At 44.3% G+C, this 21,153-nt stretch carries 16 protein-coding genes and 2 pseudogenes; 6 read left to right on the forward strand and 12 right to left on the reverse strand.

Going from position 1 to position 21,153, the window contains the following annotated elements; all coding sequences use genetic code 11:
• Nucleotides 1-1,970 (reverse strand): thioredoxin domain-containing protein (locus L691_RS0109285; RefSeq protein WP_025690176.1); only part of this gene is annotated, 1,970 nt, incomplete at its 3' end.
• Between the two features lie 371 nt (nt 1,971-2,341).
• On the opposite strand from L691_RS0109285, the gene L691_RS0109295 reads away from it, so the two are divergent.
• On the forward strand, nt 2,342-5,308 hold the full coding sequence (locus L691_RS0109295; RefSeq protein WP_025690177.1) for an AAA domain-containing protein: 2,967 nt from the start codon (nt 2,342-2,344) through the stop codon (nt 5,306-5,308).
• 46 nt (nt 5,309-5,354) lie between these two features.
• Here L691_RS0109295 and L691_RS32635 read toward each other — a convergent pair.
• Nucleotides 5,355-5,435 (reverse strand): annotated as a pseudogene (locus L691_RS32635) (hypothetical protein); the annotation flags it as partial.
• A 252-nt stretch (nt 5,436-5,687) separates the two neighbouring features.
• Here L691_RS32635 and L691_RS28420 point away from each other — a divergent pair.
• Nucleotides 5,688-6,095, forward strand: a complete 408-nt coding sequence (locus L691_RS28420) for an SRPBCC family protein (RefSeq protein ID WP_084654021.1) — start codon at nt 5,688-5,690, stop codon at nt 6,093-6,095.
• Between the two features lie 251 nt (nt 6,096-6,346).
• Here L691_RS28420 and L691_RS0109310 read toward each other — a convergent pair whose 3' ends face one another.
• The 4 genes from L691_RS0109310 to L691_RS0109325 all read right to left on the reverse strand — a co-directional run bounded on the left by L691_RS0109310 (nt 6,347) and on the right by L691_RS0109325 (nt 11,733).
• Nucleotides 6,347-8,548 (reverse strand): glycoside hydrolase family 3 C-terminal domain-containing protein, encoded by a 2,202-nt coding sequence (locus tag L691_RS0109310; protein ID WP_232229142.1) that lies wholly within the window; start codon nt 8,546-8,548, stop codon nt 6,347-6,349.
• Nucleotides 8,549-8,701: 153 nt separating this feature from the next.
• On the reverse strand, nt 8,702-9,994 hold the full coding sequence (locus L691_RS0109315; protein ID WP_025690180.1) for an ABC transporter substrate-binding protein: 1,293 nt from the start codon (nt 9,992-9,994) through the stop codon (nt 8,702-8,704).
• 27 nt (nt 9,995-10,021) lie between these two features.
• Entirely contained in the window at nt 10,022-10,849 is an 828-nt protein-coding gene (locus L691_RS0109320) for a carbohydrate ABC transporter permease (protein ID WP_025690181.1), read from the reverse strand.
• Nucleotides 10,846-11,733 carry a carbohydrate ABC transporter permease gene (locus L691_RS0109325; RefSeq protein WP_025690182.1) on the reverse strand — a complete coding sequence of 296 codons (888 nt, stop codon included), beginning with the start codon at nt 11,731-11,733 and terminating at the stop codon, nt 10,846-10,848. Before L691_RS0109325 ends, L691_RS0109320 begins: the two co-directional genes overlap by 4 nt.
• Nucleotides 11,734-11,898: 165 nt before the next feature.
• Here L691_RS0109325 and L691_RS0109330 point away from each other — a divergent pair, with 165 nt between their 5' ends.
• Nucleotides 11,899-12,771 (forward strand): AraC family transcriptional regulator, encoded by an 873-nt coding sequence (locus tag L691_RS0109330; RefSeq protein ID WP_025690183.1) that lies wholly within the window; start codon nt 11,899-11,901, stop codon nt 12,769-12,771.
• A gap of 279 nt (nt 12,772-13,050) precedes the next feature.
• Nucleotides 13,051-13,887 (forward strand): lipase family protein, encoded by an 837-nt coding sequence (locus L691_RS0109335; protein ID WP_025690184.1) that lies wholly within the window; start codon nt 13,051-13,053, stop codon nt 13,885-13,887.
• Nucleotides 13,888-14,619: 732 nt separating this feature from the next.
• Here L691_RS0109335 and L691_RS30630 read toward each other — a convergent pair.
• The 3 genes from L691_RS30630 to L691_RS0109350 form a co-directional block, all read right to left on the reverse strand.
• Entirely contained in the window at nt 14,620-15,867 is a 1,248-nt protein-coding gene (locus L691_RS30630; protein WP_025690185.1) for a S41 family peptidase, read from the reverse strand.
• Nucleotides 15,868-15,947: 80 nt separating this feature from the next.
• Nucleotides 15,948-16,253, reverse strand: a complete 306-nt coding sequence (locus L691_RS0109345; RefSeq protein ID WP_025690186.1) for an ATP-binding cassette domain-containing protein — start codon at nt 16,251-16,253, stop codon at nt 15,948-15,950.
• Nucleotides 16,254-16,890: 637 nt separating this feature from the next.
• Complete coding sequence (locus L691_RS0109350) at nt 16,891-17,439, reverse strand: helix-turn-helix domain-containing protein (RefSeq protein WP_025690187.1); 549 nt, start codon at nt 17,437-17,439, stop codon at nt 16,891-16,893.
• A 162-nt stretch (nt 17,440-17,601) separates the two neighbouring features.
• On the opposite strand from L691_RS0109350, the gene L691_RS0109355 reads away from it, so the two are divergent.
• The gene (locus tag L691_RS0109355) at nt 17,602-18,495 is read left to right on the forward strand and encodes a DMT family transporter (protein WP_025690188.1); all 894 of its coding nucleotides are present in this window, start codon (nt 17,602-17,604) and stop codon (nt 18,493-18,495) included.
• A 161-nt stretch (nt 18,496-18,656) separates the two neighbouring features.
• On the forward strand, nt 18,657-18,878 hold the full coding sequence (locus L691_RS0109365; RefSeq protein ID WP_025690189.1) for a cysteine-rich CWC family protein: 222 nt from the start codon (nt 18,657-18,659) through the stop codon (nt 18,876-18,878).
• A 112-nt stretch (nt 18,879-18,990) separates the two neighbouring features.
• Here L691_RS0109365 and L691_RS0109370 read toward each other — a convergent pair whose 3' ends face one another.
• From L691_RS0109370 to L691_RS0109380, 3 genes and pseudogenes are all read right to left on the reverse strand, one after another.
• Nucleotides 18,991-19,626 carry a hypothetical protein gene (locus L691_RS0109370; RefSeq protein WP_025690190.1) on the reverse strand — a complete coding sequence of 212 codons (636 nt, stop codon included), beginning with the start codon at nt 19,624-19,626 and terminating at the stop codon, nt 18,991-18,993.
• Between the two features lie 139 nt (nt 19,627-19,765).
• On the reverse strand, nt 19,766-20,734 hold the full coding sequence (locus L691_RS0109375; protein ID WP_025690191.1) for a Gfo/Idh/MocA family protein: 969 nt from the start codon (nt 20,732-20,734) through the stop codon (nt 19,766-19,768).
• Nucleotides 20,731-21,153, reverse strand: a pseudogene (locus L691_RS0109380) (PTS system, fructose subfamily, IIC subunit); the annotation flags it as partial. The pseudogene L691_RS0109380 and the gene L691_RS0109375, both read right to left, overlap by 4 nt.

The raw sequence follows: 21,153 nt of genomic DNA on the forward strand, positions 1-21,153 counted from the left end.
GGCAGCAGGGCCGCCAATTCGTCCTCCGGAGCTTCCCAGTGAATGAGCAGCGAAGCATCTGGCATAAAGGCACGCTGCGCAAGAGAAATCATCTCGTTCAGGGCAGGATCTTCTTTTTTGCCGGACAATACCCATTCCTTGCCGCCTGACATGGTTAACAGCCCCTGCAGGAACATGGCATAGCTGGCGGGATATTTCATCGCTGCTTTGCCCAGTACCGCCGCCGTCCGCTCGGCAACGCCCTTAAGCTTAACGTTCTGGGTAATTACGGCGAGCTTCCACAGCACCTTCACCGCCACGGAATTGCCGGAAGGCATCGCGCCGTCATACAGCTCCTTCGAACGAATCGGAAGCTGCTCCGCATCCTTGCCCGTAAAGTAGAATCCGCCTTCCTCTTCGTCCTGGAACAGATCCAGCAGCCCGTCTTTAAGCTGAAGCGCCCGCTCCAGATGGACCGCTTGTCCTGTTGCCTCATACAGCTCGGTCAGTCCCCATATCAGAAAAGCATAATCGTCTACATATCCGAGATGAGCGGCTTCGCCGTCGCGGTATCTTGCCAGCACCCGGCCATCCTCGCGGCGCAGATGGTTCCAGAGGAAATCCGCCGCCGCTTCGGCAGCCTTGGCGTATTCGGGCTTTTGGAACGCTTTGGCCCCCTTCGCCAGCGCCGTAATCATCAGGCTGTTCCACGAGGTCAGCACCTTGTCATCCTTGGAAGGACGCACGCGCTTCTCTCTGTAGGCGAACATCTTCTCCCGCCATTCCTCTATCCGGGTGCGCAGTGCCTGAGGCGTCGTGCCTAGCTTTTCCGCCATTTCATCCGGCGTTCCTTCGAGCAGATTTGGGATGCTGTAGCCCCGCGAAATGCCCTCTTCCGTTATTCCGTAGATACTGCAATAGTCCTTCATTTCTTCAGGTCCCAGTGCTTCCTCGACCTCTTCCGTGCTGAAAATATAGAAGGCGCCTTCCTCGCCGTCCGAATCGGCGTCCTGAGCCGAATAGAACGCACCCTCGGGTGAGGTCAGCTCGCGTAGTACGTAAGCGAATATGCCCTCTGCAACTTCCGCATACAGCGGCTTCGCCGTGATCTGGTAAGCTTCCACATAAGCGGAGGCGAGCAGCGCGTTGTCGAAGAGCATTTTCTCAAAATGCGGCACCAGCCACTGCTCATCGGTGGAGTAGCGCGCAAATCCGAAGCCAATATGGTCGAAAATACCGCCCTTGTACATAGATTCAAGCGTCTTCTCGACCATGCGCAGCGCCTCTGCATTGTCATACTTCTGGCTGTATGCGAGCAGAAAAGACAGATTATGCGGTGTCGGGAATTTAGGAGCTTGTCCAAATCCCCCGTTCACATTATCAAATATCGCGGTGTACAACCGGAAGGCATGATGCAGCAGATCCTCCGACAATTCAACATCCTGTTCGACGCTGTTCTTGGCAGCCGCGGCCTGAAGCTCGGAGAGCAGTTCATCGCCAAGCTGGTGGAGCTTCGCACTGTCCGTTTCCCATTTGGCCCGGACCTGCTCCAGAACCTCCATGAGTCCGACCTGCCCCATCATCCGCCGCTTCGGAAAATACGTTCCGGCATAGAACGGCTTCTTCTCCGGCGTCAGCAGCACCGTCAGAGGCCAGCCTCCCCCGCCAGTCATTGCCTGGCAGACCGACATATACAGAGCGTCGATATCCGGCCTTTCCTCCCGGTCCACCTTAACCGCCACGTAATTACCGTTAAGCAGCTCTGCAACCTCTTCATCGTTAAAAGATTCTTCTTCCATCGCATGGCACCAATGACAGGTGGAATAGCCGATGGATACGAACACGGGCTTGTTCTCCGCTTTGGCCTTCTCGAAAGCTTCCTCGCCCCATGGCATCCAATCCACCGGATTGTACGCGTGCTGGAGCAGATAAGGACTCTTCTCATGGATTAGCCGGTTGGTGTATTTTGGAGATGCAGTTTCTTCGCTCATGGGAACAGCCCCCTTTGGTTTTTTGTAATCATTATAATATACCTGGGTGAACCGCTATCGAAAGAAATGTGAAGATTGTGTTTAGAAATCTGGCTTTAAATGCTATATAAGCTTCCGTCAAAATACAGGGAATACCGTCTAAGCGGTTTCAAAATCTTTATGTAGCTTACAGGTGACGCTTTCTTCTTCCAAATGCAAAGTCAGGAAGCTCTACGGAGGCAAGTTGGTATAGTACTTTTCATTCCAAACCTTTAATATACCGCAACAACTTTCTTTATAGCTCTGCCAGATTCATGTGGTATAAAATGGAGAGGCGTTTCCCACATACACTTTTAACATTGATTTTTTACATTTATCTGGAGGACAAGCCTTTGCTTACGAAAAATCTGCTTCAATATTATTTGGAATGTCTCAAATACGAAAGCTACTATTCAACCGAGTTAAGCCAAGACATGTTAGCTCGCTGCCTAATTAACCCGATCGAGCCCGAAAAAATCGCTGAACGCTATCAAGCAATGAGCATTCGGTTGAAAGAAAATCATACAATCTTATTTGGTTATCCTCTCCTGAAAAAAAGAAAAAAACATGGAACTGTATACTTGCCGCTTATTCTGTGGGGGAATTCAAACTTTCTGTCAGATCGGGATATATTTAAAGTGGATCAATTCGGATTTCACCAAGAATTGTTCACCTCTTTGTCCGACCAGAGCTTTCTTGAAGAGATAAACAAGCTAAAGGAGCAATTTTCCGCGTCACCCTTAACCTTTGTGTCGAATGAAGAGTACTTGGACAATCTTTTGACCCACACTGATTACGAAATGAAAGATTTAATTAGAAGCTATGTTATCGTACAAGCAGAAAATACTACTAACAGCAATTATCTTATTGTTAAAGAGATAGAGAACCTCTTGAAACACAAAGTTCAACCAAGTACAGTGTTAACCAGCTTCCTTACTAATAGCTTCGCCTTGCCCTCTCAAGACATTCATCCAGAACCGCTGCATATCGTTCCCAGCAATTATCCTCAAAACATTGCCATTTCAGATATTCAAAATACAATTAATACAATCAAAGGTCCGCCGGGTACAGGTAAGACTCAAACGATTTTGAATTTGATAGCCAATCAAATTTATCGTTTGGAGACATGTGTCGTGGCGAGCACAAATAATCAGGCGGTTGACAATATTGTTGAGAAAATAGAAGAGAAAGGCATAAGCCGGCAATTTTTCGGATTTATCCGTTTAGGAAGTAGTTCTCTCAACAAATCTGAACTATCCAACATACGAAATGCGATTGCACAAATGAAGCAAGAACTTCCAAACCTGCTCCCCGAAAAATCCATTGATGCGTATATCGTAAGAAGTCGCCAAATCATGGAGCAAATTAATGCATCCGAAAGCATAGAGCAACAAATTATTGACTTGAGAAATACAATAGGCCAGCTTCAAAACCTAATTGATATTTTAAACGACCGATTGCGATTGAATCATCTGACCTACCTTAAAAACAACTTCATAGAACTTTCTATAGCCGATGAGCGAGTTGAACAACGGCTTCGCGAGATTGTAGACAAGCCACTTCAGTTATTCGGTAACGATATTTTCCGTAAATTCCGAATGTTTATTGCCGGGAAGGTGAAAGCTTATAGGAAAAGATGCATTCAAAAGTACCTTACGTCCATGGATGCCTCAGGTTTATGGGAGTTTATTGATACCGCGACACCTACAGAGTCTCTTGCTCTCTGCGAGGAGATTGTAAAGGTCATAAATCTTGAGAATCGTCTTGAGCAGTACAAAACCATACTGTCGCAATTGCTACATAAGCAAAAAGAACAACCTTCCTCCTTAAAAGTCTTGTATGATGAGAAAAACAAAATCGATCTGATGATCGTTCGCACACGATGGTTACATAATGCCAAGTCTATTTTAGAAAACGCAAAAGAAATGAATAGTATAAAAAGACTTCTCACTGAGCTCGAAAATGACGGGAGAATTCGCCAATCGGCCTCGGCCTTTGCTTCTTTTGTCAAACTTTTTCCCGTTCTTCTGGTCAGCAGTTTATCCGCTCGCAGATGTATTCCTCAGGGAACAGCAGTAGACCTGGCTATAATCGATGAATCATCTCAATGCTCCATACCAAGCGTATTTTCCCTTCTACAATCTTCAAGGAGAGCTTGCTTTTTTGGTGATATTCATCAACTGAGTCACATCGTTTCGTTGGAAGATTCGCTTAGCGATGCTTTATTCGGCAGATCCGCCAACGGTATTGAGCGATCGCTCTATTGCTTTCGTAACGTTTCCGCTTTTGAAAGAGCCGAGCATGCATGCCAGTATAACGACCATGGTACACATTTGCTAAGTTATCATTATCGTTGCATTCCGTCCATTGCCTCATTTAGCAACCGGCATTTTTATCGGGGACGCTTACGGATAATGCGCCAAGAACCTGAACGTATGCCTTATCACACCGGAATTTTCTCGAAAAATGTGTATGGAACTGCTTATGGAAAGTTTAACGAACAGGAATTAAACGAAGTCATATCCATTGTATCCAAGCTTGAAAGCAATGGTATTACCCAAATCGGTATTGTTACACCATTTGACGCACAAAAGAAGAAATTGATTGAGGTCTTCCGAAATAATCCCAATATTAAGGTAGGATCGGTCCATACATTTCAAGGCGGAGAATGTCGAGCCATTGTATTCACTACCGTCATTTCTAACGGCTCTACTGCATTTCAGATTGATTTTGTGCAAAAGAGCTACCGGTTAATTAATGTTGCCCTGACCCGGGCGCTGGATTATTTTATCCTCGTGGGTAATTTAGCGGAGATTGACAACGGTCGAGGCTATCTGACCCAATTAAGTCATTACATCAACACCATAGAAGCCAAAAATTTTCATAATCCCGCAATTGAATTGTCCATAGAGTTCAACCGAATCATTCAACAAGAGAGCCGCAAGGCACTTATGCATCAGGGAGAACGGATGATCTTTAATAAACTGCAAATTTTCCTTGGCGGCATGCCGTTACTTGTCTTTCCAAAAGTGCCTATCAAGGATGTATTATCCATCAATTTCGAGCTGGACAGTACACTAAAATCATATTACTTCACCAGCCACATGGACTTTGTCATATATGAAAAAGAATCACTTCAGCCGATATGTTCCATTGAATATGATGGCGAGTACCATAGGCGGGATGCTAAGACAATCGAAAATGATAAGAAAAAAGACAGATTATGTAGCTACGCGGAATTTCATCTATTTCGAATAGCTTCCAATGATGAAACCGAAGGATGGGAAAGATTGAGGGCATATTTGAACTCTTTTTCATGAAAGATTTATTCTCCTGCTCAATTTTGTCATAAGTTTCTTCAAATTATGGGAACCAATTCACTGGATTATGTGCATGTTGCAGCAAGTACGGTGACCCCCAGAAAAAGAAAAAACCGTGCAGCGCAATACTGAGGTTACCGGTAGAAAGCTGGCGCAGAATAAAGGAGATGATTATGAAACAAAGCCATTGACCATTGAAGATTTACCAATCTGTTGGAAACGATGCGAATGAGTCATGAGAAGTTTTTTGCCGAGAAGCGGGCCAATTGAACAGAAAATCTCGACCGGCTTGACGATTTTTTGGCCAAGCATCCCGAACAATCTGATTAACGGAGGACTGAAGCATGAATAATTATTCAATAAAACATGACTCTTTTTTATCGAACGTCATTATCACGCCTCGCCTGCACGAGTTTTTGTAGCATGGTCAGACCCTGTTGCAAAGGCCCGTTGGTTCCCGATAGCCGAAGAGTTCGACTTCCGTGTAGGCGGACGAGAGATTATTAGAAGTGCTGATCCAGACGGTCCTGTCTATACTTCGATTGCTACTTATCAGGAGATTGTGCCGGATGCCCGCATCGTCTACACCTTCAACTTGGACATGGACGAAAAGCGGACCTCGGTTTCTCTGATGACAGTCGAATTTAAGTCCGATGGCTCCGGCACAAAACTCTTCTATACAGAACAATGTGCCTTTTTCGACAAACGGGATTCGCTGGAAGTTCACTTGCACGGGTCGAAGGCTTTTCTGGATCAACTGGCCATTGAGCTGGAACGCGCAAATTAAACTTGAACCAGAGGAAGTCGAAACTCATTCAGCAGCGCCTTTTTTTGTTCAGCAGTGAACTTTCGGCGCCGGGGCGCCGTTCGTTTTCCAGGAAACTATCTTTTTGAGAGGTTTGAAAGCAAGCGGCCTTGGCCTACCAAATGAGCAATAGAGATTTCACTGTGTTTCTCCGCCGCTGCGGACAACGCGAACAGCAGGACTCACGAAAGAGCCCTGCTTTCTGGTATGCATCAAGCTAATTAGGATTGTTACTATGCCTTCTCCAAAGCATCATTTATCCGGGCAACGACTTCCTCCATTTTCTCATAAGTAATCGTCCCCCCCGAATTCATATCCATAAAAGTCTGAACGCCCCAGAACGACCATTTTAACAATTCATCCAGATTTTCATTTGCCTGCTCTCGATTAATCAAACCGTTTTCTATTAAAAACTGATAAAAGATTTGTTTGGCCGTCGTATTCGCTAGCAGTTCTGTAAATCCGCTGTCCGTCCTGATCTTTGAGACATATTTCCGGGAATTTTCTACCTGAACCGCCTTCGTAAGGCGGATGTCTCGGCTTGAAGCACCGATCCGGATGATGAATTCCGCAGTGTCTGCAACCCATTTGCTGAACTCCGGGTTGTAGTAAGAGAAGTCACGTTCTTCTAACACAAATTCAACTGTTTTCGTTTCTCCGGAATGGAGCGCCACTTTCGCGAAGCCCTTTAGTTCTTGAACCGGACGAGGGAGCTTTGAGTTCGGCTGTGAAAGATACAATTGTATAATTTCTTTCCCGTAGACATCACCAATATTTGTAATATCGACAGTTACTTTTAAAGTTTCGGGTAGCTTAACCGATGATGACGATACGGTAAGATTGCTATACGTGAATTGCGTATATGAAAGGCCGTGCCCAAACGGAAACCGCGGAGCGATTTCTTTTTTGTCATAATAGCGGTAACCCACATAGATTCCTTCATTATAGTACAGATCCTTTTCATTGCCGGGGAAGCTCAGATACGCAGGGGTATTGTTTAATTTCTCCGGAATGGTGGCAGACAGTTTGCCAGAAGGATTCACCAAGCCGAAGAGGATATTGGCAAGAGCCGATCCCATGCCTTCCCCGCCAAACCAGGTCTCCAATACAACGCTTGCCTTATCGGTCCAGGGCATCGCAACCGACTCTCCGTTAGCCAAAATCAGAACAGAGTTTCGATGTACGGCACAGACCGTTTCAATCAGTTGTTCATGACCCGATTCGATATTCATATCCTTCCGGTTGTAATCATCGCTTTCTTCGGGCATAAAGGCTCCGGCGAAAACCAAAACAACATCCGCATCGCGGGCCAGAAGCCCGGCCTCCTGCAACAAAGCCTGATTTGTACTGCCGTCGCTGTTATATCCGGGAGCATAAACAACCTCGATTGTACCTTGGCACAGGCTGCGTATGCAGTCCAGCGGTATATCCACCAGCTGCGCATTCACGATGGCGCAACCTGTTCCTTGATATAACGGTTCTACCGCCAATTTGCCGACGACCGCAATTTTCTTGATTTTCTCAGAGGATAGTGGCAGTAATTGCTGCTCGTTTTTCAATAAAACAATGGATTCCTCTGCGGCCCGCTGTGCGAGCCTATGATGCTGAACAAAATCGAACTCAGTCTTTGGTTCTGCCGTTTCCGTCAGACTGAACACAAGCTGAAGAATATGCTTTACCCGGCGGTTAAGCCACTCCTCACTGATGTCGCCTTTTTGAACGGCTTCTTCCAAAAATTTTGACGAGCTTAAGGAAAGCGGCATTTGCAAATCAAGCCCCGCCAAGGTGGCTTCCACCACATTTTTGACCGCTCCCCAGTCACTGATCACCGCTCCGTCGAATCCCCATTCCTCACGCAAAATCTGATTGAGCAGCAAGGGATCTTCGCTGGCTTGAACCCCGTTAATTTTGTTGTACGCACTCATGACGGTAGTGGGCTTGGCCTGATTAACGACCCGTTCAAAGGCCGCTAAATAGATCTCCCGCAGAGCTCTTTCCTCTACAATGGCATCTACCCGTGTTCGTTTGGTATCCGAATTATGGCAGGCAAAATGCTTGAGAGAAGTACCGACCCCTTTACTCTGCACACCCGTAACCATGGCTGCGGCCATTTCCCCTGTTAAGTAGGGGTCTTCCGAATAGTATTCAAAATTGCGGGCCGTTAAAGGATGCCGGCGAATGTTCATTCCGGGGCCCAACAATAGATGGATTCCCAAACGACGGCACTCCTCGGCAATCGCTTGACCGATCTCATAGATCAGCTCTTTATTCCATGAGCAGGCAACCGTTGATGCCGAGGGAAAGCAGGTAGCCTTGTGGGTATTACTGACCGCCTCCTCACTGTCAAATCGGCTGCTAATGGACTCATAAAACGATTGCGGCCGGATGATTTCGGAATCCTTCTGAAATCGGACGCCGCTAGAACCATCACTCATAAGAATAGAAGGAATGCCCAGGTGTTTAAAAGCTTTGGTTTTCCATGAATTTTCACCGGTACATAGCGCCACTTTTTCGTGTAAGGTCATATCACTTATAAGCCTATCCAAATCTTTGTGCATAGTTAACCCCATTTCCAGCATTTTTGGTCTTTATTCAGCCAGACGATCCCATTCGTTTTGTAATTCCTGCAGGAAACCGTCCTTATCCACTTGACCGGCTACAAATCTCTGTACGGCTTCCCCAAAAGCCTGCGCAACACCATCCGGGTAGTAGGAATTGTACGATCCATATACCTTTCCTTCCTTTAAATAGCGGGAAAGGTCGGCTCCCAAATCACCAATCGCTTTATTATCAGCCGAAAAGGAAGAGAAACCCGGTATAATCTGCATGTCCTTGGTCATATGGGTTTGTCCTTCCGGCGTAGTGACAAGCCAGTTAAAGAAGTCCTTTACTTCTTCTTTCACATCAGAATCCTTATTGATGGCCCAATAACCACTAACGCCCGCATACAGTTTGTCATTCTCTTCCGGATTGTCGTTCACCGGGAGAGGCATTAACCCTGCTTCAAGGCTCGCATTTCCATTATCAATAGTCGGCTGAAGCCAGTTTCCTCCGAGCGTCATAGCTATTTCGCCATTTACCAGTTGGGTAGTCTGATTATTAAAGTTGGTGCTTAGCCCGTTCTTTCCGTTGGCAAAATCATATTGAATAAAATCCGCCACTTCCTTAAAAATTTCATTTCCAACAAATGTAGCGGTTCCGTCATATAACCCTTTAATAAAAGCCAGCGGATCCTTCTGACGGGCAATCCCCATATTAACCAGGAAATTACCAGACTGATACCAATCCATATATGCTCCTACTAAGGGTTGTATTCCGGCTGATTTCAGCGATTCGACATCCTGTTTCAATTCGGTTAATGTTACGGGAACCTTGGATATTCCCGCTTGCTGAAAGAGCTTTTTGTTATAGACATATCCATATCCTTCCACAGATACCGGCAGACCGTATACTTTTCCATCATCTCCGGTGATGCCTTCCTTCGCCAGGGGAATCATATCTTTAGTCCAGGGCTGATCCGTCAAGTCCTCCAGTTGAGACTGCCAGAGTTTTAAATCCTGATTCCCAAGTACAGTAAAGACATCGGGCAGTTCTCCGGAAGCCAACTTGGTCTTGAGACCCGTGCTGAAATTGTCGCTGACAGACTCAATCGAAAATTGAATGTCCGGGTGAAGGGCAGTGTACGCTTCTGCTGTCTTTTTTAATGCCTTGTCAATCTCAATTTTGTTCTGATAAATGTATATCGTCTTGGTTTTAGCGCTTTCCGAAGAACTCGTTTGCGAATTTTGTCCTTCGCCCGCTTGTCCGCCGCATGCCGTCAAAGCCAGCACTCCTGCCAACGACACGCACAACATTGTAACTCTCCCTTTTGTTCTCTTCATCCTGTCTCCTCCTAAAATTTATTTAGCTCAACCTTTTACAGCGCCCGCCATTACGCCTCCTACAATTTTCTTCTGCAGAAGGATAAAAATAACAATTATAGGAACCATGCTCATGGTTAGAGCAGGCAAAGCTATGTCCCAACGGCTGTTATACATGCCGAACAAGCGGTTAATCGCCAGTTGAACGGTACTGAGTTTCTGATTGTTCAGCAGAACCAGTGGAATCATAAAATCATTCCAAACCCAGAACATATCCATCACAAATACACTGAATACGACCGGTGAAAGTAGAGGAAACACAATTCTTACAAATACCTGAATCACACCGCAACCATCAATCCGGGCGGCCTCCTCCAATTCATAAGGAAGAGTCTTGACTCCACTGCGGATCATAAAAAAAGCGAAAGCGAGTCCAATCCCCCAATAGGCCAGCACTGCTCCCGGAATTGTATTGTTTAAATGCAAGAACTTCATGACCTGGACAAGGGGAATCATAATTGTCGCGAAGGGAATCAACATGGATAGCAGGATGGCACTGCTAAAGATTCGGGAATAGACAGTCGGATGCCGCTCCGCCCAGTAAGCCGTCATCGTTGCCAGAATAATGACACCACATACAGCGGAAAAGGACACTATGGCTGTGTTCTTCATAATGTTAGGGATATTCACTTCTTCCCAAGCCTTTACATAATTATCGAAGCTCCACTCGTCTGGAAGCCGGAGTGGAAAGGCTATAATTTCGTTAAGCGGCTTAAAGGAGTTCATGACCATGATCCATAAAGGGGCCACAAAGATGAGCACCCCCGCGAGCACAACCATAAACGTGATCAACATGGAAACAGGGTTCTTTTTCATAAGATTTGACTCTCCTTCCTTTTGCTCATGTACAATTGAACCGAGGTTATCGCTAAAATAATGACAAAGAACACTAGCGCCTCTGCGGTGGCTAATCCATACTTATTGTTGGCAAAGGCATCATTATAGATATTTAAGGCCATAGATGTAGTTGACCCGTAGGGCCCTCCTTTTGTCAGAGAAACATTAGTCTCAAACATCTTGAGCGCGCTTGAAATCGTCCAGAACAGGGAGACTGTAATGTACGGAATACACAAGGGCAGTTTGATCCGGAGAAACGTATTGAGGGGTCTGGAACCGTCAACCTTCGCGGATTCAATCAGCTCCGAAGAAATTCCACTCAAAGCGGCGATCATGATGACCATCACATAACCCGCATTTTGCCAAACATTGACGATAACTAAAGCGGCGAATGCCGTCTTCTCTGTTCCGAGCCATTGCTGGGAAAAGAAGCCCAAATTCAGCTTGTCACCGATCGCCGGAAAACCGGCAATAAAAATAAACTGCCAAATAAAACCAAGGATTAATCCTCCCATCGTTTGCGGCAAATAAAAGGCGGCCCGGAATGGGTTCCGAAGAGGAAGCCTGGCTGTCAATGCTACAGCCAAAAGTATGCCGAGCAGATTGATGAGCAGTACACTGACCGCAGTAATACGGAGAGTGAACCAGAAAGCATCCAAAAATTTCGCTTTCCCCGAGAATATATTGTTGAAATTGTTGAGTCCCACAAACTTAATTTCATTGGAAATTCCATTCCAATTGGAGAACGAGTAAATAATACTTATAGCAAATGGAATAACAACGACGGCAAGAAAAACTAACGTGGAAGGTCCCAGAAACAGAAAGTTACCCCATAACATGTTATATTTCTTTTTTTTATTCAAGTTCTTGTCCCCCAATTTTCGAATTCCTTATTTATAATGTCAGTATTTATAACATATTCTTTACTTGTTACTTAAAATTATATAAAATCAAAAATAAATTTCTTTGCTTTTTTTGATTGATTTATAGCGAAAAATTGATATTTGTATCAAGGGGATGATCAATTTATGAATTATAGCCATGAAAGTATTATGGTTCCCGAAGGATTATTGGCATGGATATACTTGCATTCGGAAAACCAAGTCACCTTGGTGGAAGAACATTGGCATCGCAGTCTAGAGTTAACATTGATGCTTGAAGGCGAGAGCTTATATAACATAAACGGAAACGAAATCCTTGTTCGCGAGAATGAATTAGTTTTGATTAACAGCGGAGAAATTCACAGTTGTCAAATTGATCGGTCCAAACCCTATGAGGCTTTGACTATTATTTTTCCTTTTGATCTGCTGAAACAATCCAATCCAAGCGTTGAAAAATTTTTCTTCACCTTGGACAATGATTCGCCCAGCTATACACAATTGGTCTCTTTGTTTAGAGAAACCTACCACCTTTTCAAAAAACGAGCCTCCAATCCGCATTACCAACTAAAATTAAACAGTGTGTTTTATGATATTTTGTATCTTCTCATGACCAGCTTCATTACTGAAAAAAAACTGTTCTTGTCTGTAAAATCCCAAAAGTACTGGAATAGATGCCAAATGATTATCGAACATGTAGACGAACATTATAAAGAGCAGCTTACCTTAACCTCATTGTCCAGAGAGTTTGGGATATCCAAAGAGCATCTGGCAAGGACATTTAAAGAATATATGGGAACAACTTTTAAAAAACATCTCACCCGTATCCGTCTATTTTACGCTTATCAGTTACTTATTTATACCGATTACTCACTCCTGGAAATCGCCATGAAAGAAGGCTTTACCGACAGCCGCTCCTTTATCAATAGTTTCAAAGAAATATATGGGATCACGCCGCAAAAATACAGAAAAACTCTGGCAAATCATCACATCATCCGGCATAGAAAATACGATTTGACTTAAATTATCCGTAACTGCAAATCCGTTCTCTCGCGTGTTGAAAAACAAATAGAAGCCCCTGCCACAAGCAGGAGCTTCAAGTTATTGAATCACATGACAATTTTATATCTCAATGCCAGGACCATCTCTTCACTTGTCCGAATTCGGCCAATCCGGGGAAAGATGAATTTACTCTCCGGGTTCCTTCAGTTTCCTGCCGTTGCAGTAATAATTTCCTCCATTTTTCATACACCTATCTTCCGTCCTGATCATAAACAAGGAAGAAAGAAGGGCGGGATGCAGATGGCTAATGATAACGATTATGAACAGCGAGCGATCTTTCTGGCAGCCATCTGTGGACAGACCTATGCCCAATTTTCAAATGCGGACGGCTCGTTTGTTGTTCCCTTGAGTTATACGGTTAGTCATACCATCCAAGCGAAATCCATTAACAATGTATGGGAGCGCTTCGGGTTTATTATCGAATCTCCGCAAGAGATAATTGTCGCCTTTCGGGGAACGAGTCAGGCGTCCGATTGGCTCTCTGACATCATCGCCTCGCAAAAGACGTTCAAATACGTTAAGGAGGACTGCCTTACCCATCGCGGCTTTACAGACATCTATTCCTCCGCCCGTAGTGGCATTATTGCCGCACTTACCCGGTTGTCGCCTGACAAGACGTTATACATTACCGGTCACAGTCTCGGTGCGGCGCTCGCGACATTATGTGCGATGGATATTGCCACCAACACTGGCTACAGCTCCCCCAACTTGTACACTTACGGCTCTCCCCGTGTAGGCGATCCGGCATTTGCGAAAGCTTTTTCAAAGTATGTAAGGAACAGCTACCGTATTGCCAATCTCTTTGACGTCGTAACCTATGCTCCACCATCCGTTTACAAGCTGCCCAAGCGGGAAAAAAAGTACTATTACAGACATGTCCCAACCTTCCGATCGCTATCTTTCCAAAATGGAGGCATTGGACTCAATCACATCATCGGCAGCTATTTCGCAGAGCTCTCCCGGCTTCAGCCGCAATTCACCCAATTATTATGTGTAACGAACCCTGGCTTCTGTCCAGTTGCGGAAGTAAAACCACAAAAGCCAACAAAGGCTTTCGCGGAAAAAACCGATAAATAGAACCACTGGCTTATTTAAACCGAAGGACCGCTTACGATTGACAGTTTTCAAGTATTCAATTTGCTGACCCAGACTTTATAGGTGATTGCATTCTCTGCAAACTCACGATCACAATGAACGTTGAAGCGATGCTCATGAATCGTATTGCATCGTTTCGGTGTACCATTTGATAGCTTGATCGTTTCCAGCCAAAGCAAATCAACTCCTTTTCAGGATGACTGTGAATTGGGACTGCTGATCAATTAGTTACATTCTGTATTAATAGAATTCCATTAGATAAAAATCGCTTCTTCGCTCCAAAGGCAGCCGAGTCAATAGGAATATGCGCGTACTGGAGCAGATATAGACTCTTCTCATTGCTTAGGCCGTTGGTTATTTGGGTTTGCGGTTTTTTTAGTTATAGAACTGATCGGGGTTGGCTCCACCCAAAAGATTCATGAGGTCGCTCCTGATTATTAAATTGGCATAACGAGCTGTCCCTTCAGGCAACGTGCTAGGATCTTCGAACTAGTTAGAAAAGCACATTCGTACTTGAAGATCAGAAATATCGTTCCGGCTGTGGTCCGTTGTCCGCGTGCTTCATGGGGTTTATGCTCAAAATCTCCTTGCCGAGCAATGGCTCAGATTAATGCAAAATGCTCATATATCAATTATTAGCATAGCTCTCTATTAAATCCTAAAACAACTTTATTCCATGATCTGATGGCGCAGCGTTAGCGGCATGGGCGTTTACTAATTAAATGTATATTCAAGTGCTTTTGTTAATACAGGATCAACACCTTTTCGAATGTCCGATATTGTTAGATTCACAAGAATGTCCGGGTTAAGAGCCTTTTCCTTTGTTTCTAACAAATGGAACTCCTTAGTAGAGTAATTAACTGTTAGGCCACTCTCATGCAACCTAAATGACAAAATATCACCAGGCTTATTCGGGTCACCATTCGCTGGTTCTCCAATTAAAATTGCATTTAGTGTTGAACGAAGTTCTATTGCATTTGCCATGGCTGAAGAAGCGGTATAACGACCAATTAGAACAATAATATTATTTTTAATTTTCGGAAGCTCTGACAGTTCTTTAACTAAAGGTTGAATTACATCCGAATTCCCACCTCTATTATTTCTCAAATCAATAATTATTTTTTTCACAGGAAAATGATTTATAGTTCTTACAATATCCCGAGAATATTGTTCTATACTATAATTTGGATCAGTATAGCAACTATTGTAAGCAGCATAGAGAGTATTTTCTCTTGGGAGATATTTATATTCATAATTAGTGTCTCCGAGTTTTTTATAGAACAAGTTTTCTTTATACGGGTTTATCAAACGAATTGTAGAATCACCTTGATACACCAAAGGGACACTAATACTAGTTTTAGAGCCGTCTTCTAAAAGAAATGTCACTGGAATTTTATCATGATCTTCAATTACTCCAAGTCCATGAAGAATAGAATATCTCACAATATGAGAAGGGATTTCTACAAATAACCCCTGCTCATTATCTCTTGAAACAACATCTTTTAATTGTTTTACTATCCTTTCGACAGGTTGATGATTAATTTCTGTGAGTTCTGCAAAAAGAATATAAGAGTATTGTTGAAGAGTGTCAATAACGTATAACTTGTCCTGAGACATGTATAGTATGAAAGGAAGGACATCTTCATTTCCCAATTCTAGGCTAGTGTGCAATTGTCCTATAGAAGCTACCGCTTTTGATAGCTCAATTTTAACTTGATCATCGTTCTCATATTTCGGTAAATCTTCTATAATCCGATCCATCTTTTCACCAAATGTAATCGAAAGTTCATGATTTATCTTAAGGCTTATTTCTTTTTGCATCATTTCTTGCTTTACATATTTTAAATCAGGTTCCCACCTTAATGTCACTCCTTCTTTCCATGAACAAGAAGATAGAAATAGTAAAAAAAGTAAATTTAATATTATAAGATAGTTATTGGATTCTAAATTTATTTTTCTCATTTTTTCCTCATTAATGATAAGTAATTGTGTGAGAATTAATAACTCGTTTATTTTGTAATTGTTGTAAACAAGTCAATTATTCATGCTAATTCTAACTCCACTTGTTCGTATAAAATCCCTTTTTTCATTACAAGCACTCGGTCATTTTTAGAAATCAGTTCTTTTTTATGCGTTGTGAAAAGAATCGTTGATTCATTGCACTCCGTTCTTAAATTATTCCATACCAATCTTTCTGTAAGTTCATCTAATCCTGAAGTCGGCTCATCTAATATGATTAGTTCAGGTTTCAGAAGAATGATTCTTGCGAGTTCAAGTCTTTGCTTTTCTCCTTTAGATAGTATGTTTTTATCCACAGTTGACTTGAGTCCATCTGTTTGTTCTATCAAATATTCGAGATTAACCTTGCATAGAGCGTCTTTTATATAGTTAATATTAATCTTGTCCTCTTGAAGCCCGTATGTTATATTTTCCCATTTTTAAAATATATTTATAAGAGAATTTGTTACAATTGATCGAAATTTGCATTAATGGTTTACATATATATTTTTTTGTATATTGATGTATTTTCTAATCACTTGATAAATTGGTACATTATTTTGAATTTTAAATATTTATTGCTCAAATATTGATTGGATAATTTTCCGTAGGTGGATTCGGGATCACTGTGACTCTATTGCACCAGAACATATTCTAATAGCAATCGAGCATTTAAGTTTTGTTACAAGAATCGAAAAAGGCCCGCACCTACCAATAGTGGTGGAAAAAGTATTGAATGAAGGTTTAATAGTATTCGAGATATACAAAAAAACTCCCACAGGCAACTAAGCCGCAAGAGCTTTTACTAATCACAGCTCTTTAGAGGACTGAGCGGGCAGCCGGCCAGCATCTCATACTCCGGTACATCCCTTCACGTATTTTGATCAACTTGCGTCCGCCAAGCCCTTCAAACTCTTGAGGGACAGCGCTCCTTCCCTAACCGGTCCTATAATACCGTGAACCTCCCCTCAACGGTACCCGTCAGCCTCAAGAATAGTAAATAATATCCGTAAACTCCAGGAGAGTTTCTTGATTATTGGAAAAAGAGTGAGGGGAAGTGCAGTCAAAGTAAATGGAATCGCCTTCTTGTAATACATATTCTTGAGCGTTTACTTTCAGCGTTAATTCTCCCCGCAGCACCAAAATATACTCTTGTGTCTTGGGGGAATGACCATCCGATTCTTTTGTAGCGTGCGGTTCCATCTCCACTTTAAACAATTCAAAATCCCGAATCGGATTATTCGCATAGTAGCAATAGGAACGAAAGGAGTCATTATTCTCGGATTGCATCTTCGTATCGGATTTATGGATCACAACGGCGTGATCAATGGCTTCATCGATCAATTTGGTGTATGGCACTTTCAAGCCACTGGCAATTTTCCAAATGGTATTGATGGTGGGACTTGACTCGCCTTTTTCTATTTGAGATAGCATCACTTTGCTTACACCGGATAGTTCAGACAATTGACCCAGGCTTAGATTTCGTTCGAGCCTCAGATTTTTTAAATTCATGGAAATGACTTCATTTAAATTCATAATTACTCCTTCTAGGTTTGACAGTTATAACTAACGATTGTACAATATATTTTACGAAACGGAGACTAATTAAAGCAAGGGTTGCCCTCTTCATCTAATCTTATACCGGGGCGCTTCATTTTTGCGCAGAAAATATTGATTTTGTAAGAGAGGATCACTATTATGAGTAAAGCTAAAGTCAGTTTCATCATTTCCATGCTGATATTCGGCAGTATAGGTTTGTTTGTGCGGAATATCCCATTTACCGCCAGTCAGATTGCGCTAGTGAGAGGTTTAGTCGGAAGCCTCCTGTTATTCGCTGCCAGCTTCGTGTTTACACAAAGGCTTTCATGGAAAAGAATCCGCCCTAATCTATGGCTGTTAGTTGCATCCGGAATCGCACTCGGAATGAACTGGATTTTCTTGTTTCAAGCCTACCATTACACGACGATTTCAAATGCGACGATATGCTACTATTTTGCGCCAATCTTCGTGATGTTCTTATCCCCGCTGATCCTCAAAGAACGCTTAAAGCTGATCAATGTCCTATGTATCCTGTCTGCAATGGCAGGGATGTTTTGTATCGTCGGAACAGGCGGCTGCGCGGCTGGAACAAATCATATTCTTGGAATCGGGTACGGTTTAACGGCAGCGGCTTTTTATGCTATTGTTGTCATGCTCAATAAATTTTTAAAAAACATCTCAGGGATCGAGAGTTCCTTCATGCAGCTGTTCATTTCAGCCCTTTCATTGATTCCGTATGTGCTGACCAACGACGGATTTCAAATATCTACAGCTTCCGGCACATCCATAGAACTGCTTATCATCGTGGGAGTTATACATACGGGTGCTGCATACCTCATTTATTTTTCAGCCCTGCGTAAATTGAAGAGTCAAACCATTGCCGCCTTCAGTTATATCGACCCGATTTCAGCCATCCTAATGTCAAGTATTTTCCTGCATGAGAAAATGACTCTTTTACAAATATTCGGAGGAATATTGATTTTGGGAGCTGCGTTCGTAAATGAAATGGCTGGAACAAAAAAGGAGCTAGAGCCGATAAATGAGAGTGTTTAATGCTTCTTGGAGTTTTGCTGCACATTGGAGTTATTAGAACGTCCTCCTACGTTTCACAATTCTTCGCCCAACAGTTGCTATCTCTACTGTATTACGATTATACTGACACCGGAAATCTTTTTGATAATTTTTATATCCTTAAAAAGGTGGGGTAATTCCAGATGACGGATCAAGCAAAACCAGCAGCACAGTCTGCGGGAACCTGTCCTTTGTGCGGAAAAGCCAATGGCTGCGCGGGCGCGGCGGGCCGCTCCCATGAAGAGTGCTGGTGCATGAACGAAATTTTTCCGCAGGAGATATATAAACGGATTCCGAGTGAGTACCTCGGCAAAGCTTGCATTTGCAAGGAGTGCCTGAAAGCGTTTAAGAGAGACGGCGAGTAGTGTACACCTGCACGGAGATGCTTGGCTTGCAGTTACGCTGAAAAAGAGGCGTGAATCGCCGATAGGTCATTTCCGCCTATGATAAGTCCCTGCGCCGCTTGTCCGCTTTCTCTCAATACTGCCCCCTGGCATATCCGAGAATCGCCGCTGCCGCTCTTTCCCGCCGTTCCGGGTCTTCGCTGCGAAGCGCCGATTTCAGAACCTCCAGCGCCTCTTCAATCGTCTTGTTATCCACCCTAACCCGTTCCGTCCGGGATATTTGCGGTTCGGTTGTTGGGTTAAGCCAGCGGTCCAGCCCGGCCTCTTCGGCCGGCAGGGGGTAAACCGAAACAGCCGCGCCCTCATTCAACCATTCCCGTAAGGCGGGACTCAGTTCGTTCCGGGGAATACGGCTCAGCCAGGTAACGCCCCTGCGGTGGCACATTCCATCCTGCTCGTTATCATATCGTTCGTCATAGAAATAATCGCCCAGGTCGCCCAGATACACATATCCTCCGTCTTCAGCAGCAACCAGCACGTAATCGCCGTCCTCCATCCCGTACACAAAGAGCTCGACCCCAGCCATCGCTGCGTCTGCATCGGCTAACTCGTTGCCGTATACGGCAGCGAATCTCTCCCGCAGTTCCTCACTGCCCGTATGCTCCAGATCGCCGATTCCCGGCCAGCCGATACAGACAAAGTTGTCTTTCAGAAAGCTCGCCAGCCGATCCGTGCCGTTAGGCCGTGATGACATTTGATAGAGCTTCATATTCATACCTCCAATAATAGGGGATTAAATGCAGTAGCTTAAACCGTATCACGTGGCCAGGGCGTTTATCAATCCTTTTGGTCATACAACAAAAAAACCGAACCCAGCGTTCTGCCGGGACTCGGTCTTTTGTGTGCGATTACTCGAATGGATATTTAATGCCCCATTGGTTACGGACATTGGTCATTAGAGCCATAATATCGTTGGACAGATACAGCGTTGCGGTATTCTTTTTGTTCTGAATGAAATTCTGCATATCTTCGACTTCGTATGTCAGTGCTTTGGCCGTCTCCCCGGCTTCAATATGTTCCACTCTGCCGTCCGTATAAGTAATGGTGGCTTTATCCGCTCTTGGGAAGTTGTCCACGGTGATGAACCCAAGCTCTCCCGCAACTACGCCGCGCTTCGGCATTTTAGCCCGCATGGTCAGCGAGATGACCGCCATCTCGTCCGCGTCATTTTTCAGGATAATTCTGGACTGCTCATCCACCCCGGTTTCGAATGTTTTCACCGTCGTCAGAACTTCATGCGGCTGCTGGGACAGGAAGAAGCGGGTGAAGGACAGCGCATAGGTTCCGATATCGAGAAGCGCTCCCCCGGCCAGATCTTTGCTGAAAAAGCGGTTCTTCACATCGTATTCCTTGCGGCTTCCGAAGGATACCTGAATCATTTTTAGCTTGCCGAGCTGTCCTGAATCCAGGATCTCCCGCAGTTTTTTATATAAAGGCATATAATACAGCGTCATCGCTTCGGCAACGACCAGGTTCTTCTCTTCGGCCAATGCGATAATCTCGGTGAGCTGCTCGCTGTTCACTGTAATCGCCTTTTCGCTGATCACATGCTTGCCATGCTTCAGGCTCTCCATAATAAACTTGTGGTGCAGATTGTGGGGGGTGGAGATGTAGACAACGTCGATCGCTTCATCCTTTAACATCTCTGTATAATCGCCGAAGGCTTTCTCGACTTGATTCTTATCGGCAAAAGCCTGCGCCTCTTCCTGGGATATTCCTGCTACGGCGTAGACACTTCCATTTACCGTTTTGATCGCTTTCACAAAATCCGATGCTGCCCAGCCCGGGCCGATAATGGCCCAATTCAACTTACTCATAATTTCAATTCCCCCTGAACGTTTTCGTATTGTACTTTTGAACCGCTAATCTCACTTACATTTTTCTTAACAAAAGAAAGGATACCCGCCGTAACCGCTGTACCTGCCAAAATGGCAATGATATATGGCACCAGTTGGGTAACGACATTCGGAATCAACAGCACCCATACGCCGCCGTGCGGAACGGCAAGTCCAGCTCCAAACACCATCGACAGGCCGCCGGCCACTGCGGAACCGGCCATGATGGACGGGATGACCCGGAGAGGATCGGTCGCAGCGAACGGGATGGCGCCTTCAGTAATGAAGGATGCGCCCAAGGCCCAGCAGGCTTTCCCCGCTTCTTTTTCAGCAGCCGTGTACTTTCTCTTCGCAAGCACAGTGGACAGCGCAATTCCAAGCGGCGGAACCATACCGGCTGG

The organism is Paenibacillus zanthoxyli JH29 (assembly GCF_000520715.1).
Lineage (GTDB): Bacteria > Bacillota > Bacilli > Paenibacillales > Paenibacillaceae > Paenibacillus_AQ > Paenibacillus_AQ zanthoxyli.